Source organism: Thermovirga sp. (genome assembly GCF_017656375.1).
Taxonomy (GTDB): domain Bacteria; phylum Synergistota; class Synergistia; order Synergistales; family Thermovirgaceae; genus Thermovirga.
This window is the reverse complement of sequence record NZ_JACDOB010000013.1, coordinates 1-15,576: the sequence shown is the minus strand read 5'-3', so window position 1 is coordinate 15,576 and position 15,576 is coordinate 1. Positions and strand designations below refer to the sequence as shown.

General features: G+C 46.3%; 18 protein-coding genes and 1 tRNA gene. 1 reads left to right on the top strand and 18 read right to left on the bottom strand.

The annotated features are described in order from the left end of the window. Nucleotides 1-6: 6 nt before the first annotated feature. The 18 genes from trmFO to H0Z23_RS05375 form a co-directional block, all read right to left on the bottom strand. Nucleotides 7-1,365, bottom strand: coding sequence for a methylenetetrahydrofolate--tRNA-(uracil(54)-C(5))-methyltransferase (FADH(2)-oxidizing) TrmFO (trmFO, locus tag H0Z23_RS05460; protein ID WP_296868023.1), 1,359 nt, complete (start codon nucleotides 1,363-1,365; stop codon nucleotides 7-9). Beyond that, nucleotides 1,346-3,493, bottom strand: coding sequence for a type I DNA topoisomerase (topA, locus tag H0Z23_RS05455; RefSeq protein WP_296868021.1), 2,148 nt, complete (start codon nucleotides 3,491-3,493; stop codon nucleotides 1,346-1,348). The genes trmFO and topA overlap by 20 nt, the downstream gene beginning before the upstream one ends. Before the next feature lie 15 nt (nucleotides 3,494-3,508). Continuing rightward, complete coding sequence (locus H0Z23_RS05450) at nucleotides 3,509-3,778, bottom strand: hypothetical protein (protein WP_296868019.1); 270 nt, start codon at nucleotides 3,776-3,778, stop codon at nucleotides 3,509-3,511. A 25-nt stretch (nucleotides 3,779-3,803) separates the two neighbouring features. After that, a complete protein-coding gene (gene dprA, locus H0Z23_RS05445; protein ID WP_296868017.1) occupies nucleotides 3,804-4,916 on the bottom strand; it encodes a DNA-processing protein DprA in 1,113 nt (370 codons plus the stop codon). Beyond that, entirely contained in the window at nucleotides 4,904-6,415 is a 1,512-nt protein-coding gene (locus H0Z23_RS05440) for a YifB family Mg chelatase-like AAA ATPase (RefSeq protein ID WP_296868016.1), read from the bottom strand. Before H0Z23_RS05440 ends, dprA begins: the two co-directional genes overlap by 13 nt. After that, nucleotides 6,412-6,783 carry a YraN family protein gene (locus tag H0Z23_RS05435; RefSeq protein ID WP_296868014.1) on the bottom strand — a complete coding sequence of 124 codons (372 nt, stop codon included), beginning with the start codon at nucleotides 6,781-6,783 and terminating at the stop codon, nucleotides 6,412-6,414. The genes H0Z23_RS05440 and H0Z23_RS05435 overlap by 4 nt, the downstream gene beginning before the upstream one ends. A 47-nt stretch (nucleotides 6,784-6,830) precedes the next feature. Beyond that, the gene (locus H0Z23_RS05430) at nucleotides 6,831-7,391 is read right to left on the bottom strand and encodes a ribonuclease HII (RefSeq protein ID WP_296868012.1); all 561 of its coding nucleotides are present in this window, start codon (nucleotides 7,389-7,391) and stop codon (nucleotides 6,831-6,833) included. Beyond that, complete coding sequence (locus tag H0Z23_RS05425) at nucleotides 7,388-8,230, bottom strand: GTPase (protein ID WP_296868010.1); 843 nt, start codon at nucleotides 8,228-8,230, stop codon at nucleotides 7,388-7,390. Before H0Z23_RS05425 ends, H0Z23_RS05430 begins: the two co-directional genes overlap by 4 nt. A gap of 1 nt (nucleotide 8,231) precedes the next feature. Then, nucleotides 8,232-8,744, bottom strand: coding sequence for a signal peptidase I (gene lepB / locus H0Z23_RS05420; protein ID WP_296868008.1), 513 nt, complete (start codon nucleotides 8,742-8,744; stop codon nucleotides 8,232-8,234). 132 nt (nucleotides 8,745-8,876) lie between these two features. After that, the gene (locus H0Z23_RS05415; protein WP_296868006.1) at nucleotides 8,877-9,371 is read right to left on the bottom strand and encodes a hypothetical protein; all 495 of its coding nucleotides are present in this window, start codon (nucleotides 9,369-9,371) and stop codon (nucleotides 8,877-8,879) included. Between the two features lie 46 nt (nucleotides 9,372-9,417). Next, nucleotides 9,418-9,975 carry a 2-oxoacid:acceptor oxidoreductase family protein gene (locus H0Z23_RS05410; protein WP_296868004.1) on the bottom strand — a complete coding sequence of 186 codons (558 nt, stop codon included), beginning with the start codon at nucleotides 9,973-9,975 and terminating at the stop codon, nucleotides 9,418-9,420. A 2-nt stretch (nucleotides 9,976-9,977) separates the two neighbouring features. Further along, a complete protein-coding gene (iorA, locus tag H0Z23_RS05405) occupies nucleotides 9,978-11,825 on the bottom strand; it encodes an indolepyruvate ferredoxin oxidoreductase subunit alpha (protein WP_296868091.1) in 1,848 nt (615 codons plus the stop codon). Nucleotides 11,826-11,861: 36 nt separating this feature from the next. After that, on the bottom strand, nucleotides 11,862-12,269 hold the full coding sequence (locus H0Z23_RS05400; protein WP_296868002.1) for a thioesterase family protein: 408 nt from the start codon (nucleotides 12,267-12,269) through the stop codon (nucleotides 11,862-11,864). 128 nt (nucleotides 12,270-12,397) lie between these two features. Further along, complete coding sequence (locus H0Z23_RS05395) at nucleotides 12,398-12,832, bottom strand: MOSC domain-containing protein (protein WP_366928875.1); 435 nt, start codon at nucleotides 12,830-12,832, stop codon at nucleotides 12,398-12,400. After that, nucleotides 12,832-13,209 (bottom strand): Fe-S cluster assembly scaffold protein NifU, encoded by a 378-nt coding sequence (gene nifU, locus H0Z23_RS05390; protein ID WP_296868000.1) that lies wholly within the window; start codon nucleotides 13,207-13,209, stop codon nucleotides 12,832-12,834. The genes H0Z23_RS05395 and nifU overlap by 1 nt, the downstream gene beginning before the upstream one ends. Nucleotides 13,210-13,214: 5 nt before the next feature. After that, a complete protein-coding gene (gene nifS / locus H0Z23_RS05385) occupies nucleotides 13,215-14,393 on the bottom strand; it encodes a cysteine desulfurase NifS (protein WP_296867998.1) in 1,179 nt (392 codons plus the stop codon). A gap of 108 nt (nucleotides 14,394-14,501) precedes the next feature. Next, nucleotides 14,502-14,921, bottom strand: a complete 420-nt coding sequence (locus tag H0Z23_RS05380; protein WP_296867997.1) for a CoA-binding protein — start codon at nucleotides 14,919-14,921, stop codon at nucleotides 14,502-14,504. Between the two features lie 85 nt (nucleotides 14,922-15,006). After that, nucleotides 15,007-15,366, bottom strand: coding sequence for an FxLYD domain-containing protein (locus H0Z23_RS05375; RefSeq protein ID WP_296867995.1), 360 nt, complete (start codon nucleotides 15,364-15,366; stop codon nucleotides 15,007-15,009). A gap of 119 nt (nucleotides 15,367-15,485) precedes the next feature. Between H0Z23_RS05375 and H0Z23_RS05370 the strand changes: the two genes are divergently transcribed. Further along, nucleotides 15,486-15,573: transfer RNA gene (locus tag H0Z23_RS05370), tRNA-Ser, on the top strand. Nucleotides 15,574-15,576: the final 3 nt, after the last annotated feature.

Here is a 15,576-nt window from a genome sequence, read left to right as displayed (position 1 = left end):
GAATTTTTAGTTTTTTTCCACTACAACTTCCTTGTGCTCTTTTATAAATGCTTCCAGTGCAACTTTTGCCCTTTCTGCATGCTTAGCCAATTTTTTAGAACGATCCTTTATCCTTTCCCCTAGGGGCGGGAAAAGCCCCAAATTTATGTTCATGGGTTGGAAACCGTGGGGTCTTTCCTCCGAAAGGTGGTTCATAAGGGAACCTATGGCTGTCTCCACTGGCCAACGAGGAAGTTCTACTCCGAAGGCCTGACATGCAGCATTTATTCCAGCCACTAAACCCATGGCCGTACTTTCCACATATCCTTCCACACCAGTAATCTGGCCCGCCAGGTAGATGTATCTCATTTCCCTCAGCCTGAGGGATCCATCCAGCACCCTAGGAGCATTCACATATATATTCCTATGCATCACGCCAAAGCGGACAAACTCCGCGCCCCTTAAGGCTGGGATAATCCTGAAAACCCTCTCTTGCTCTTTCCACCTCAGATTGGTCTGAAAGCCCACAAGGTTGTATAAAGTACCTGCCTTATTCTCCTGCCGCAATTGGACAACGGCAAAAGGCCTTTTGCCATCATGCGGGTTTTCCAACCCTACAGGCCTCATAGGCCCATATCGTAGGGTGTCCTTCCCCCTTTTAGCCAAGATTTCTACCGGCAAACACCCCTCGAAAAACTTGCTGTCCCTTTCAAACTCCTCCAGGGGAGCCCTCTCTGCCGATACCAGAGCCTCCCAAAAGGCATAATATTCCTCTTCAGTAAGAGGACAATTTATGTAGTCCTCACCTTTCCCATAGCGACTGGCTTTGTAAGCTTTTGACATCTCGATGGACTCAGCTGTCACTATGGGAGCAACAGCATCAAAAAAATAAAGGAAATCTTCCCCCACCACGCTCTTCAGGCTCTTCGCCATGGCATCACTAGTCAAAGGGCCTGTTGCGACTATCGCCAAGCTATGAGGAAGATAACCTATTTCTTCATGACGTATTTCAACAAGAGGATGTTCCTTCAATTTTTCAGTCACGCATTGAGAGAAAAGCTCTCTATCAACGGCCAACGCCCTTCCAGCGGGAACTCCGTTCCGATCGGCACACTCCATTATGAGGCTTCCAAGTCGCCTTAATTCACTCTTTAATATTCCACCAGGGCTTTCCTCCACGTTAGAACCAAGAGAATTACTGCACACCAATTCGGCAAATTTGTCGGTTTTATGAGCAGGGGTGTACTTTTTAGGGCGCATCTCAAAAAGCTTTACCTTAATCCCCCTTGTAGCTAACTGCCATGCAGCCTCGCTTCCTGCTAGACCGGCACCTATAACCATCACCTCAGGCACGCTCTTCGCTCCATCAATCTTCATTTGAGCCATCCTTTACTTTACCCTCTTTCCAACCACAAGATTCACACACCTTGGTTCTCTTGGCTCCCTTCAAAACTATTACTCCTCCACACTCAGGGCAACGTTCATTCGTCGGCTCGTACCAGGAGGCATAATCACATTCTGGATACCTGGAGCATCCGTAGAAAGTCCTGCCCCTTTTCCCTTTGCGCCTTATAACTTCACCCTGGCCACATTTGGGACACGTAACTCCTATCTTGTCAACTATCGGACGGCTATACGTACATTTTTTTTCTGGATCAGAATAAGCGGAACAACCTATAAATTCACCGTATCTGCTGTACCTCTTAACAAGAGGAGATCCGCACAATGGGCAATTTTCTCCTATGGGCTCTCCTTGAGGGGCAGAAATCTTCTCCGCGTTTTTCTCAGCAGTGCGCAGCGTAGGCTCAAAAGCCGACCAAAACTCTCCTATAACCTCATCCCATTTTCTCTCTGAACTCTCTATCTCATCCAGCTCTTCTTCCATTTTCGCCGTAAACCCTACATCTACTATCTCTGGAAAATGATTTTCAAGGAAACCATTAACCAACTTGCCAAGATCTGTTGGCTTTAATTTCTTCTCCTCATCTTTACCAACATAACGCCTGTCGCTCAAAGTTTGCAATATGGTGGCATAAGTAGATGGGCGGCCTATGCCCTTATCCTCCAGAACCTTTATTAGGCCGCTCTCAGTATATCTTGATGGAGGAGCGGTGAACTTCTGTTCTTTATCTACACTAAGGATCTCCAACTTTTCTCCTGGAGAAGCCTCCGGCACAAGGGCCTCTTGTAAATCCGATGGCCACAGCTTGCTCCAGCCGTCAAAAATCACCTTAACTCCAGATTGCTTCAACCCAATATTCCCGGCCTCGGCCTCCAAAGTAACCCTTGCTACAATTGAAGGGCTCATCTGGGATGCCACAAATCGCTTCCATATAAGCTCGTACAACCTATATTGGTCGCGGGAAAGGTACTGTTTTATCTCTGCAGGAAGAAGTTTTACGTCTGTAGGCCTTATAGCCTCGTGAGCATCCTGCGACCTTACTTTGCTTTCAAAATTATTGGGTTTTTCCGGAAGATACTCCTGCCCAAATGCTCCACCTATGAATGATCTTACATCCTCTATTGCCATGGGGGAAACCCTGAGGCTGTCAGTTCTCATGTAGGTAATAAGGCCCATAACTCCTCTTCCAGGAATTTCAACACCTTCATACAATTCCTGCGCTACTGACATAGTCTTCCTCGGGGAAAACTTGAGCCTTCTTGCCGCTTCCTGCTGCAAGGTACTGGTCTTAAATGGAGCTAAAGGCTTTCTCGTTCCTTCCTTTGAGGTAAAATTTTTAACTATCAAAGGATTAGAGCGAATATGCCCTATAATCTCATCAGCCGCCTTCTCGCTGTCGATGAGTAAGGTCTTGCCTTCTTTGAGTAGAGTTTTACCTTCTTTTTTCTCAACCTTAAGGTTGAATAGGGCGCCGTTTTCCTTTTGAGCCTCAACTGATATGTTCCAATATTCCTGCGGGACAAAATCCTCTATGACTCTTTCCCGGTCACATATAATTTTCAAAGCAGCTGACTGGACTCTACCTGCCGAAAGCCCCCACTTTATTTTCCTCCATAGAAGCGGACTTATCGTATATCCCACTAACCTGTCCATTATCCTTCTTGCCTGTTGGGCATACACCTTGTTCATGTCTATAGAACTCAGGCTGCCCAACGCTTCCTTCACACCTTTAGGCGTAATCTCATACATCCTCATCCTGCACGGGCTTTCCGCCGATATCCCCAGTATCTCCGCAAGATGCCAGGCGATAGCTTCTCCTTCCCGGTCAGGGTCAGAAGCCAAAATAACCTTGGAACTCTCTGACGCCCTTTTCTTAAGCTCCTTGACAACCGGCCCTTTACCTCTTACCACTATGTAATCTGGCTGAAAATTGTTTTCGATATCCACCGCAAGCCGGCTTTTCGGGAGGTCCCTAACATGCCCAACGCTGGCTTTTACTTCATAATTCCTTCCCAACAATTTTGTAAGGGTTTTAGCTTTGGAAGGGGACTCCACTATCACAAGTGTCTTTCTTTTGCCTTTTTTTGATTTCTTCTCTTTTTTCACAGCCACCCAGAAAACCTCCAATCACGAAAGGCGAAAATCGTTTCTATTATGGTCCCAGGTTTCCTGGGCTTGGGGATTTTTAACGTGTCTTTCACAAATAGCCCACAAAATGGCATACAATAGTTCTTCATCTACAGTATAGCCACCGTGACCGTAGTTTATCGCTTCCGTCATTACCGCCTCGACGACATGATCAGGAAAAATCTTTTCCGCAAACATACTATAGGCCAAGCTCAAAGCTCCTTCTGTGAGGAAACGCCTCTCATATTCGCTTATACATCTAACCGCCATATCCCTTCTCCTTATCCTGTTTATACTATCTTTTTTCTGCCATCAGGCCTCGTGGGCTGGCACTCCACCGTCCCGGCCCAGAAGGAAATACCATTCCCTCAAGGCTAAGAAAGCCCAATTCCTGTAAAACCTCAGCGGCGCTCATTTTACAACCGCCAGCGATGTTGTCAACTGTCTGCTCGCCATATTTGCACAAAAATTCGTAAATTTTTATCTGTTTTTTCGAAAAATTCGTCAAGGTTCTCTCTCTCGATACTACAACATCCATACCCTCAAACAAAAGTTGATGCTCCCTAAAAGTCTCCCTAAATGCATCCACATCGTAAAGCACATGAGCACCATCTGCTATGAGCGCGTTCGTCCCTCGAGAGTTTTCCTCAGTGATACGACCCGGGACTGCCCAAACTTCCCGCCCCAATTCCAAGGCTATTTTGGCAGTTATCATGGCTCCGCTCTTTAGGGGTGCTTCCACTATGACCAATCTATCCGATAGCCCTGAAATTATCCGGTTTCTCCTGGGAAATGCCCATGGCCTTGCCTTGGTGCCCAAAGGATATTCGCTTATCAAAGCTCCTTTCTCCTTTATTTTCTCAAAAAGCCATCTGTGGCTTGACGGATACACTACATCTACACCAGTTCCCAAAACTGCAACAGTCATACCTCCTGAATCAAGGCATCCTTCATGAGCTGCAGCATCTATCCCTAAAGCCCCTCCACTTACCACCCCGATGCCAGAAGAGCCAATCACTTCTCCTATAAGGGCTGCTACCTTTCGACCATAGGCGCTGCATCGCCTGGTTCCTACTACACCTATCCCTCCAGAAGGAAGCTTAGTACCTGAAGCGTACAACAAAAGAGGTGGATCACCCAAATCTCTTAGTGGCGCAGGATATTCATTACTGCCCCACGTTATGAGTTTTATGCCTAAAACGTTACAACGCTCTATTTCTCGTTCTGCCCATCCATCTTTGATGGCCATATCTAGAAAATTAATAACTCGTTCGGAAAAACCCATGCACTTCCAAAGCTTCTGTCCCTCTCGTATTACCTCCTCTGGCCTTAAAGGGCTTCCCAAAAGAAGTTTTGCAGTCAAAACACCTGTAGCGTTTAAAAGCAACAAAGCCTTCAGCTCATCCACAACATGCTTGCTCCTTTCCTATACGCTAAAGCCTCGGAAAGATGCCCTATACCCACGTCACTAGAACCGTCCAAATCAGCTATAGTTCGCGCCACCCTGAGAATTCTCGTTATGCCCCTTCCGGTAAGCTGCAACTTCCCGGCCATTTTCTCCAGAAAAGTTAATGCATCACCAGAAAGGCTCAGATGTTTTCTTAGTATCTTTTCCGGAACTTCGGCGTTGCAGGAATACCCCCACTTTTCCCAGCGAGCAAGTTGCAGGGTTCTGGCTTTAATCACCCGTTGCCTCACAGTAGCACTGTCTGTAGAATCAGCGGGATTAATAGAGACCAGCTCCTGAGGAGAAAGCCTTGGAACCGATACGTACAGATCCATCCTATCAACTATGGGACCTGAAATTTTCCTCTGATACCTCTCTATAGCTGATGCCGAGCATCTGCATTGTCTTATGGGGTCACCTAAATACCCACAAGGACATGGGTTACAGGCCGCCACCAACAATACCCGTGCCGGATAAGACACGCTTCCGGAGGCTCTGCTCACGACAATAGCACCATCTTCCAGGGGCTGCCTCAAGGCCTCCACCAGTTCCCTCCTGAATTCGGTAAACTCGTCAAGGAACAGAACCCCTCTATGGGCTAGGCTTATCTCTCCCGGCCGCAAGTTTGGGCCTCCTCCACACACCGCTACAGTACTTGCAGTGTGATGAACTATCCTGAAAGGTCTCTCCCTTATATTTCCTGGAGGAAGGCCAAGGGTGCTTTTTATCAACAAGACATCCATGGCCTCCTGGTCTGAAAGGGGAGGAAGTATCCCCCGTAGGGCTTTAGCAAGCATGGTCTTACCAGAACCAGGTGACCCAATCATGAAGACGTTATGATGCCCCGCTGCTGCTATTTCAAGGGCTCTTTTTGCCTGAGTATGGCCTTTTATCTCCGACAAATCAGGATCTGCCTTAGGAAGCTCTCCTGTTTCTTGATATTCTTCCACTCTCTTAAGAGCCATATCACCCCTCAAATGGGCCAAAAGCTCTCCTAAGCTTTCAACGGCATAAGCTTCCACTCCCTTTACGAGAGACACTTCGCCGATATTTTCCTTGGGCACGAAAATCTTAAACCTTTCCTTAAGAGCTAAAACAGCTGCAGGCACAACGCCCCTTGCCTTTCTAACCCTTCCATCAAGGGCCAACTCCCCCATGAGAATGGCTCTTTCAGGTGGTTTAGCCTCACCCATGGCGACTGCAATGCCTACCGCCATAGGCAAATCTAGCAGAGCCCCTTCTTTGGGCAGGTCTGCCGGTGCTAGATTTATGGCCACCCTTCCCCTAACGTTCAGTCCTACCGACCTGAGAGCTGCTCTTACCCGCTCTTTAGCCTCCCTTACAGCAGTATCGGGCAAACCTACTATTGAGATGGAAAACAAACCGCCTGTTATCTCCACCTCAACTTCCACTTTTCTCGCTTCCACACCATGAAGGGTAACACCTATGACTGGTCTCATAATTCCACCAACCCAACCGTTACATCCTTAAAAAGCTCAAACTTCATGGAGCCCTTTTTGTCAACAGTTATCGCTGCTATATCTACCCTCCATGGTCCTTCCCATCCTGTGTTCTCAACATAAATTTGACCGCACTTCACCAGTTTTCTAAGCTTCCTTGGCCCCACCGTAGCTTCAGGTGGAGACATGACACCTATACTTCTCGTCCTCACTTCCACAAAGGCCAATTCACCAGATTCCATGGCCACTATATCTATCTCACCAGCCTTAAACCTCTCGTTGCGAGAAATGATCTCATACCCCATCTCTTCCAATTTCCGACAAGCAAAATCTTCTCCCGCCGAACCTAACTTTAGATGGCCAGACATAGATTTCACCGCCTTTGTTCAATACTGATGGAATAAAATTGTGTAAATTACACGAGGCGAAAGCTCCTTCTGTGGAGTTGGCATGGCCCTAATTTTTTCAGGGCTTCGTAGTGTTCACTAGTTGGATACCCTTTATGTTTTTCGAAACCGTATCCAGGGTACACCCTGGATAGATTTATCATCACCTTGTCTCTAAGAACCTTGGCTATTACCGATGCAGCCGCAACGGATGGAACCTTACTATCAGCTCCAGGCAGGGGCTTTTCTTTACATACACTCAGCCCTATGGGCCTATTGCCATCAACTATAACCAGATCTGGTCTTAAAGGAAGGCTTATAACCGCCCTTTTCATGGCCCATAATGTTGCTTTCAGTATGTTATTCCTATCTATCCTAGTGGGACTTGCTGCCTGAGCCCTAAAACATACTTCCATATCCAATATAGCTTGAAAAAGCTTTTCTCTTTTTTTAGGAGATAGCTTTTTAGAGTCAGTCAATCCCAAAGATATTAGCTTTTTCATCTGCCAGAGTTCAAGATAAACCGCTGCGGCAATCACCGGCCCTGCCAACGGCCCCCTTCCCGCTTCATCTACACCTACTATCCTCATTTACCTTCCTCCGGTGAACAGAAAGGCTGTTCGGGAAGCTCAAGGGTTATCTTGCCAAGTTTGCCTGCTGAAAAACTATCCAAAAGAAGTTTTCCAGCTCTTTCCATGTCTACGCTTCCTCCTGGGGCAAGACACCCTAACCTTTTACCTATGCTCTCAAGAACCTTTTCAGGCTCACCCTCTGTAATTTCTATATCCCAAGAAGCTAAAGCCACCTTTAAAAGATTCCTCTCCTCAAGATAGGCCAGAAAATCCAATGCTATATTGTGGTACCCACCTATCACATCAGAACGAGATCCTGCAAGCCAGGCAAGACACCTATGAACTGCCGCCCCAGCTTTTGGATCCACTATCCCAGGCGAATCAGCCACCATGAAGCCTTTACCCTTATACCATGATACCCCCCGAGTTATTCCTGGAACTCCACCTACCGGAGAGGCCTTCTTACCCACAAGCTGATTCAAGAAAAGGGATTTACCCACATTTGGCACGCCTACCACAACAAGCCTTAACTCCCTGTAAGAAGGACGCAACTTAGAAAGTGCTCTCAAAAAACCACCAAAGGATGGCCTCCTCAGGTTGAAAGCCCAAGCATTTATTCCTTTCTTCTTATAGTGAGAAAGCCAGTCTTTAGTCGCCTTATCGTCCGCCAGGTCCTTCTTAGAAAGGATGACCCATAGGGGCTTGAATTTAGCTATCCCGGAGGAAAAAGCCGAAGCCGTAACTTCCGGCGCCCTGGCATCTCTTATCTCTATAACTATATCAATTTTCTCCGAAAGGGCCCTGAGTTGCTTCAGGCCCTTGGCCATGTGCCCAGGGTACCAAACAGTCCTAGCCATGTCAGTAAATCCCACCTATTCTGCTTAAAGGCCAATATCTGAAAAATGCCGGACCTATGAGGTTTTCCTTAGGGACAAACCCCCAAAAACGGCTATCCTGAGAATTCGGCCTGTTGTCTCCCATAACAAAATAGGATTTTTCTGGGACTTTAATCGGCTCCATATTGTAGGAATCATGATTTTTTACATAAGGCTCAGCCAAGGGCTCTCCGTCTATATAAACCACACCTTCCTCCATACTCACCACTTCTCCTGGAAGACCTATAACTCTCTTAATAAAATCTCGCTTGGGATCCAGGGGATATTTAAAGACAATTATTTGTCCCCTTTTGGGCGGTTGAAAGTGATACCAGAACTTTGAGACCAAAACTCTATCCCCAGGAATTAGAGTAGGAATCATGGAACCACTTGGAATCCAGAAAGCCTGTACTACAAAATAACGTAAAATAAGTGCCAAAACCAAAGCCCATAAAACTGTCTCAATAGTCTCTCTCCACCACGGTTTAGCAGCCATTTTTTTACCTCCTGATCAAATTAAAAACTAACTTCACCCTTAAAGTTTGCCTAAGCCTAAGTAAGCAAAACGTTTTAAAGTTCTCATTGCTGAATACATTTTATACTCTTCACGAGCAAACTTCGCAACAATTTAGTTTTGCCCCTCCTTCAAGGACACCAGGCAATATGCTGAAACAGATATTCTGGAAACCACACTTCCTTTATTTTTCCCATTTCTTATCTTCAAGGTAAAGGCTGGTGTCATGGTGTGCCAGGAAGGGTTATAGCTGTAAAAAAAGTTTTTAGAGGATTCGAAGGCCACCCAACATCTGCCTTCGGTCCTGTAAGTTTCCGTCTCTATAGGATCAAACCACTGAATTCTAATGTAGTCCCTGTACCCACTGTAATACTTTACCTGAAAGGCCCTTCTTTTCATGCAGGCTTTTATGATATTCCGCTGAAGCCACCGCTGTATATTTTTCGCTTCTCTTAAGGCTACACTGGGCTTGACCATCTGCGTTTCGCTTTTGATACCCAAAAGCCCTTCGTCAAAAGTGATAAAGACTATCCCCGCCAGGATAGACCACATGGCAACACATAACAGCAATTCCAAAAGGCAAAAAGCCTTGTTTTTGCGTAACGACAAAAAAAATTTAGGGCCCCTTGTGGGGCCCCTAGATTCTTGTGTCCTTTTATTTTGCCATGGCCCCATACCCCAGATCGACCACCTTCAGGTTGGCCTCTATATGTTTCGGCGGGGCAAGATCTTCTATGGCTTTTTTGACTTCGTCGATTGTCACGTTACCTATGCCGGCTCCACACATTGCACCAAGAATCAGCACGTTCAGGAACAAAAATCTCCCATTCATGTGCTCTTTAAGTATCTCGTAGCCCTTTATAGGGTAAAGCTCTATGTCCCTTCCTTTGAGGAACTGCTTTAGGCTCTCGTTCTCAAAGGCCTCTGGGGCGTGGACATTTATTATTGCCTTACCTCCACGCTTCAAGAAATGCAGGTTCCTTATGGCTTCGTTTTGATCAAAGGCCAATAGTACATCTGCTTCCTTGGCCTTAACCAACGGGCTAGAATATTTACCAATCTTGAAATGGCTTATTACAGAACCTCCTCTTTGGGCCATTCCGTGAACTTCACTACCTATTACCCTTTCCCCCCTAGAGAGGGCTATATGGCCAAGAACGCGGCTTGAAAACAAAATCCCCTGTCCTCCAATTCCTACTATAACGTACTGCATGGCTAAGCCTCCTCCCCGTTCGACCCAAGAATAGCTCCATGGGGACATACATTTATACAAACGCCACACTGGACGCAGAATCTCTCGTCGATATACGCCTTCTTTTTCTCCTCATCAAAGACCAAACCTGGGCAGTTGAAGAAGTCAATGCAGAACTTGCATCCTATACACTTATCTTGGTCCACTTTTACAGGAATTTTGTCCTGCTCTACTCTAAGCAGCATGCATGGGTGCTTGAATATTAAAACTGCAGGCTCCTTATTTGCCTTTGCATATTCCCAAGCTTCCTTGACCAAATCTTTGTTTTCTCTTACGTCGTAAGCCTCCACGGTTTTAATCCATTTCACTCCGCATCCACGCACAGCGCCCTCCAGGTCCACTCGCCTGCCTTCGTCTTCTTTCCGTAGCTTCTCTCCAACTCCTGGGTGGGACTGCCCGCCAGTCATCGCGGTAATGCTGTTATCCAATATGGCTAGCACAAATGCATGCTTGTTGTACACCGCGCTGGCGAGACCCGGCAAGCCCATATGGAAGAACGTAGAGTCACCTATGGTGGCAACTATGGGCCTTTCTGCACCATCAACCTTGTGGGCTAAATAAAAGCCAGAAGACTGAGTTATGGAGGCGCCCATATCTATAACCGCATCCACTGTCTTTTGGTTAACTCCCAGCGTATAACAACCTATATCAGAGGGATAAATAGCGTTAGGTAGGGCCTGTTTTATGGAGAAAAAGCTCGCCCTGTGGGGACAACCAGGACAGAGCATAGGTTTACGAGGCGCTATCTTGAGCTCCTCCAAAGCCTTCTTTAGGTATTCCTCCTCCGAGGATGAAACAACTTCTTCTCCTAAGGCCTTTAAGATTACCTCCTCCACTACCTCAGGCAGTAATTCCCCTGCCCTTGGAACCCATCCGTTCAGCCTTCCCAAGACCTTGCTCCTGTCAATTATCTGCGTCTCTATCACTGGATAGGTTTCCTCTAACACCAAGACTTTATCGTGCTTTGCAATAAAATCACCTACCAGCTTAGTTGGAAGGGGATAGGGGGTTCCTATCTTAAGGACAGAAACATCCTTGCGCCCCATGGATGTTAAAAGATCCATTACAACGGCAAAAGATATGCCCCCTGCTATGATACCTAGGCTAGCTTTCCCTTCAGCAGGCACTTCGTAGTTGTATTTAGAAAAGTCTTTTTCGAACTCTTCCCTTATGGCGTCATTTTTCTTATTGAGCAGAGGATGGTTTATCTTCACATGAGCAGGCAGACAAACCCATCTTTTGACATCCTTCTCGAACGAAGCTGGACGTTCAATAGGGAGCACATCCAGCAATTCAACATCCTGCCTACAGTGGTCGACTCTCACAGAAGGACGCAACATCGTTACTATTCCATGCCTCTCTGAAAGGTCGTAAGCGTCGAAAACCATCTCTTTGGCTTCTGCCGCAGTGGAAGGGTCGAAACAAGGGACCTTGGCAAACATGGCAAAGAACCTGCTATCCTGCTCTGTCTGTGAGCTGTGGGGACCTGGATCATCTGCGACTACCAGAAGAAAGCCTCCCTTCAACTGAAAATGAGCGACGCTCATGAATGGATCGGCCGCCACGTTGAGCCCTACCTGTTTCATAACGGCGCAAGTCCTTTTTCCAGCGAAGGATGCCGCAGCTGCCATCTCAAAGGCTACTTTCTCGTTGGCTCCCCACTCGACAACCGTCTTTGTTTCCAGTTCGTCAGCCCATTTTGCAACTGCTGGCAGAATCTCCGAAGAGGGAGTGCCTGGATAAGCGCAGGCCACTTCGCATCCCGCTTCGACTATTCCGCGGGCTATGGCCTCATTTCCTAACAATATCATTTTCTTGCCCACACGGAATCACCTCTTTATTCTTCTTTATTCCAACTGTTCCTTTATCCAGCTGTAGAAAGGTTCAGGCTCTTTCATAAGTTTCCCCGAGGGGTCACAAAAAGCATGCCTGGTCCACCCTTCAGCAGCAAGTCTCCCACTCTCCTCTAGCGAGACCTCGTAAGAGAAAGTTACAGAATAAGGCTTCACCTCCTGAACGCTCGTCTTAATTATGGCCACGTCATCATAACGCAATGGATGTTTGTATCTCACATAGGACTCTACTGCTGGCAATATTATCCCTTTCTCTTCCCAGCTCCTGTATGGTCGAGAAAGGGCCCTACAGAACTCAGTCCTACCAACCTCAAACCACGATAGATAATTGGCATAAAAGGCAATCCCCATCTGGTCTGTTTCACCATACCTGACGCGGATTCTTGTCTCTATAGCTTTCAATTGCTTACCCCCTTACATTAACCATAAGCTCTTTGATTATAATTCATGAAGTGTAAAAATAAAAACGGGGCGGACAGCTAAACTGCCACCCCGCTTTAAATTTATTTATTTAAACTAAGAAAACCATCTCAGTTGAGCTTAAAAACCCTATCTCCCGCCATCACACGGCCACTTTTAACAACCTTGAAAAAAATCCCTCTTGTGGGCATTATGCAGTCTCCTGTCTTATGGTAAATTGCGCACTTGGTGTGGCACTCCTTACCTATTTGAGAAAGCTCTAAAATGGCCTTGCCAACCTGAACGCGGTCGCCAATCTCTAAACTCTTTAAGTCAAAATCCTTTACAGTTATGTTTTCAGCAAAGCTCCCTGGCTCAAGCTCCGGCAGCTTAACTTTAGCTTCCTCTATGTCTTCAAGAGCAAGCATGCTTATTTGGCGATGTCCAAAGGATGCATGGGCATCTTGTGGTATCCCTACCCCTTCCTCCAGGTAAGCCTCGCCTATATTCTGCTTGGGAGTTCCCTTTCGCTCAGAGACACATACTGCTACGACCACACCAGCCATTATTTCTTGCCCTCCTTACGCTTTCTGTAATCTTCTATTGCAGCTTTTATTCCTTCTTCTGCAAGAAGAGAACAGTGAATCTTCTGGGGCGGCAAGCCACCAAGCTCCTCAAGAACATCCTTATTGGTGACCTTAAGAGCTTCATCAATGGTTTTCCCTTTTACCATTTCAGTTACCATGGAACTTGAAGCTATGGCCGAAGCACATCCAAAAGTTTCAAACTTTATGTCTGTTATCACGTCATTTTCTACTTTGATATATATTTTCATTATGTCTCCACACTGAGGGTTTCCAACTTCCCCAATACCATCAGCATCTTCTAGTTTGCCTGCATTTTTAGGGTTCATAAAAAGCTCCATTACCTTTTCTGAATACATTTGCTTCACCTCTTATTCATATCTTTCCCTAATGGAGAAAGGGCTCTCAAATCTTCAACTACCTTAGGAAGAATCTCTAAGATATAATCTATATCTTCTTCAGTAGTATCCTTGCCCAGAGTCAACCGCAAAGACCCATGGGCTCTCTCATGGCTTATTCCCATTGCCAACAGTACGTGACTCGCTTCCAGGCTTCCAGAAGTACAAGCCGATCCACTTGACGCTCCTATACCTTCCGCGTCAAGCCTCAAGAGTAGAGACTCGCCTTCTATGAAATCAAAACACACACTGGCATGGAAAGGGAGTCTCTGAGTGGGATGCCCCGTAATATGGGCATGAGGAATTTTCTTCATTATGCCAGAGAGAAGCTTGTCTCTGAGTTGAGCTTCTTTGAGGTGCTCCCCGTTTTCCAGCCTTCTTTTGGCAAGCTCCGAGGCAGCACCAAATCCAACTATCCCAGCTGTGTTCTCTGTGCCTGACCGGAGGTTATATTCCTGCCCTCCACCATGAACCAATGGAACCAGTTTGGTCCCCTTCTTAACGTAGAGAGCTCCTACTCCTTTAGGACCATACATTTTGTGGGCCGAGAGGGTCATCAGGTCTACGTTTAACTCTTTAACGTCAACAGGGATATGCCCTACCGCCTGTACCCCGTCTAGATGGACTCTGACACCTCGTTCTTTCGCTATGTTTATAATTTCTTTAACTGGCTGAATGGTCCCAACTTCGTTGTTGGCGTACATGATGGTAACTAAAATTGTGTCATTCCTGATTGAGCGTTTCAATTCTTCCAAGTCTACAATTCCGTTGGAATCCACGGGAAGGACTGTAACCTCAAAACCCATTTTCTGCAGCCAATCGCAGGTATCCAGCACAGCGTGGTGCTCTATCGCGGAGGTTATAATGTGTCTCCCTTTGTCTTGCAACGCAAAAGCTGACCCCTTAATGGCCAGGTTGTCAGCTTCGCTGCCTCCACCTGTTATTATTATTTCCCTCGCTTCCCCATTGATAAGTTCGGCTATTTTATTTCTAGCCTCGCTCACAGCTTTCCTGGCTTCCCTGCCCCACGCGTGAATGCTGTTGGGGTTGCCAAAGGTTTCCTTCAAATAAGGCTCCATAGCTTCTAATACTTCAGAAGCGAGAGGTGTAGTAGCCGAATGATCCATGTAAACTTTACGTTTCACTTTAATCTCCCCTTATTGCCTAATATTAGGTTGGCCTAACTTTCTAGGCTATACTACACCCCTCTGCCGGAAATATCAACACCCAATCTGCTATTTAGGGCATCAAATCTAATCAGCAGTACAGTAGACTTGATGGGTCATCATGATACAGGCACCCTTAACAACCGAATATCCTTCGGCTGTCAGTTTTTTTTCAGCCTCATCGTTCTCGGCGCCTGGCTGCATCCATACTACCGGTTTGTAGGGCAGTCTCCTTATCTCTTCCAACACTGGGCCCTGATGTTTAGGGGATATGAAAAGGCACACCACATCTACATTCTCAGGAACTTCGCTTATGGACGCGTAACACAAAAAACCAAGCACCTCTTCTCCAGCAATTGAAGGATTTACCGGATAGAGGTCAAAATTTTGTCCTTTTAGGTATTCCATGACCCCAAAAACCGGTCTATCTTGTTTCTGCGAAGCGCCTATTACTGCAACTTTGCATGGATTGCAAACATAGCTCTCTATTATTTCTTCCATGTTCATAATCGTCACCTCTTTCTACGACCTACGACAAGTTATATAAATTATGCAGCGTTTAAATTTCCCGCAACGCGGAAAAAGCCTAACCTCAAGTGGACCACAATCCTTCAAAAGGAGCTAGCATTATTGTCTGAGGAAGTTCTTTTAGCTTAACCTTTATCTCTATTTGCGCAATCTTGCCAGGTTCCAGCTTAGCCGAATTTCCCCTAATTGGGGTCTGGCTCAACTGTTTTCCCTCTACGTCATAAAAACTTACTATCACCCCAGGAGCAGTCAGTTCCCTATCGGATATGTTTTTCACTACTGCCTTACCGTTGATGGTACCCCTTTCGGTGTCAAACTCCCAACTAGCAGATACTATCACCAGGGACATATCTTCAGGCACTGAGCAAGAACTAGTTCCAGCAGCGAAAGCTGACCCTGCTACAAACAATAGCACTAAACTCATTGCACAAATATACATCAATTTTCTATACATTATTTTCACCCTTTCTAATTTTCATTCTGGAGGTTGGCATTATCTCCACTTATTATTATAATAGGTTTTCGCGTATAATGGGTTAGAGCGGAGGGCTGGCCGAGCGGTCGAAGGCGGCTGACTTGAAATCAGTTGAAGGGCAACCTTCCGGGGGTTCGAATCCCTCGCCCTCCGCCAAGG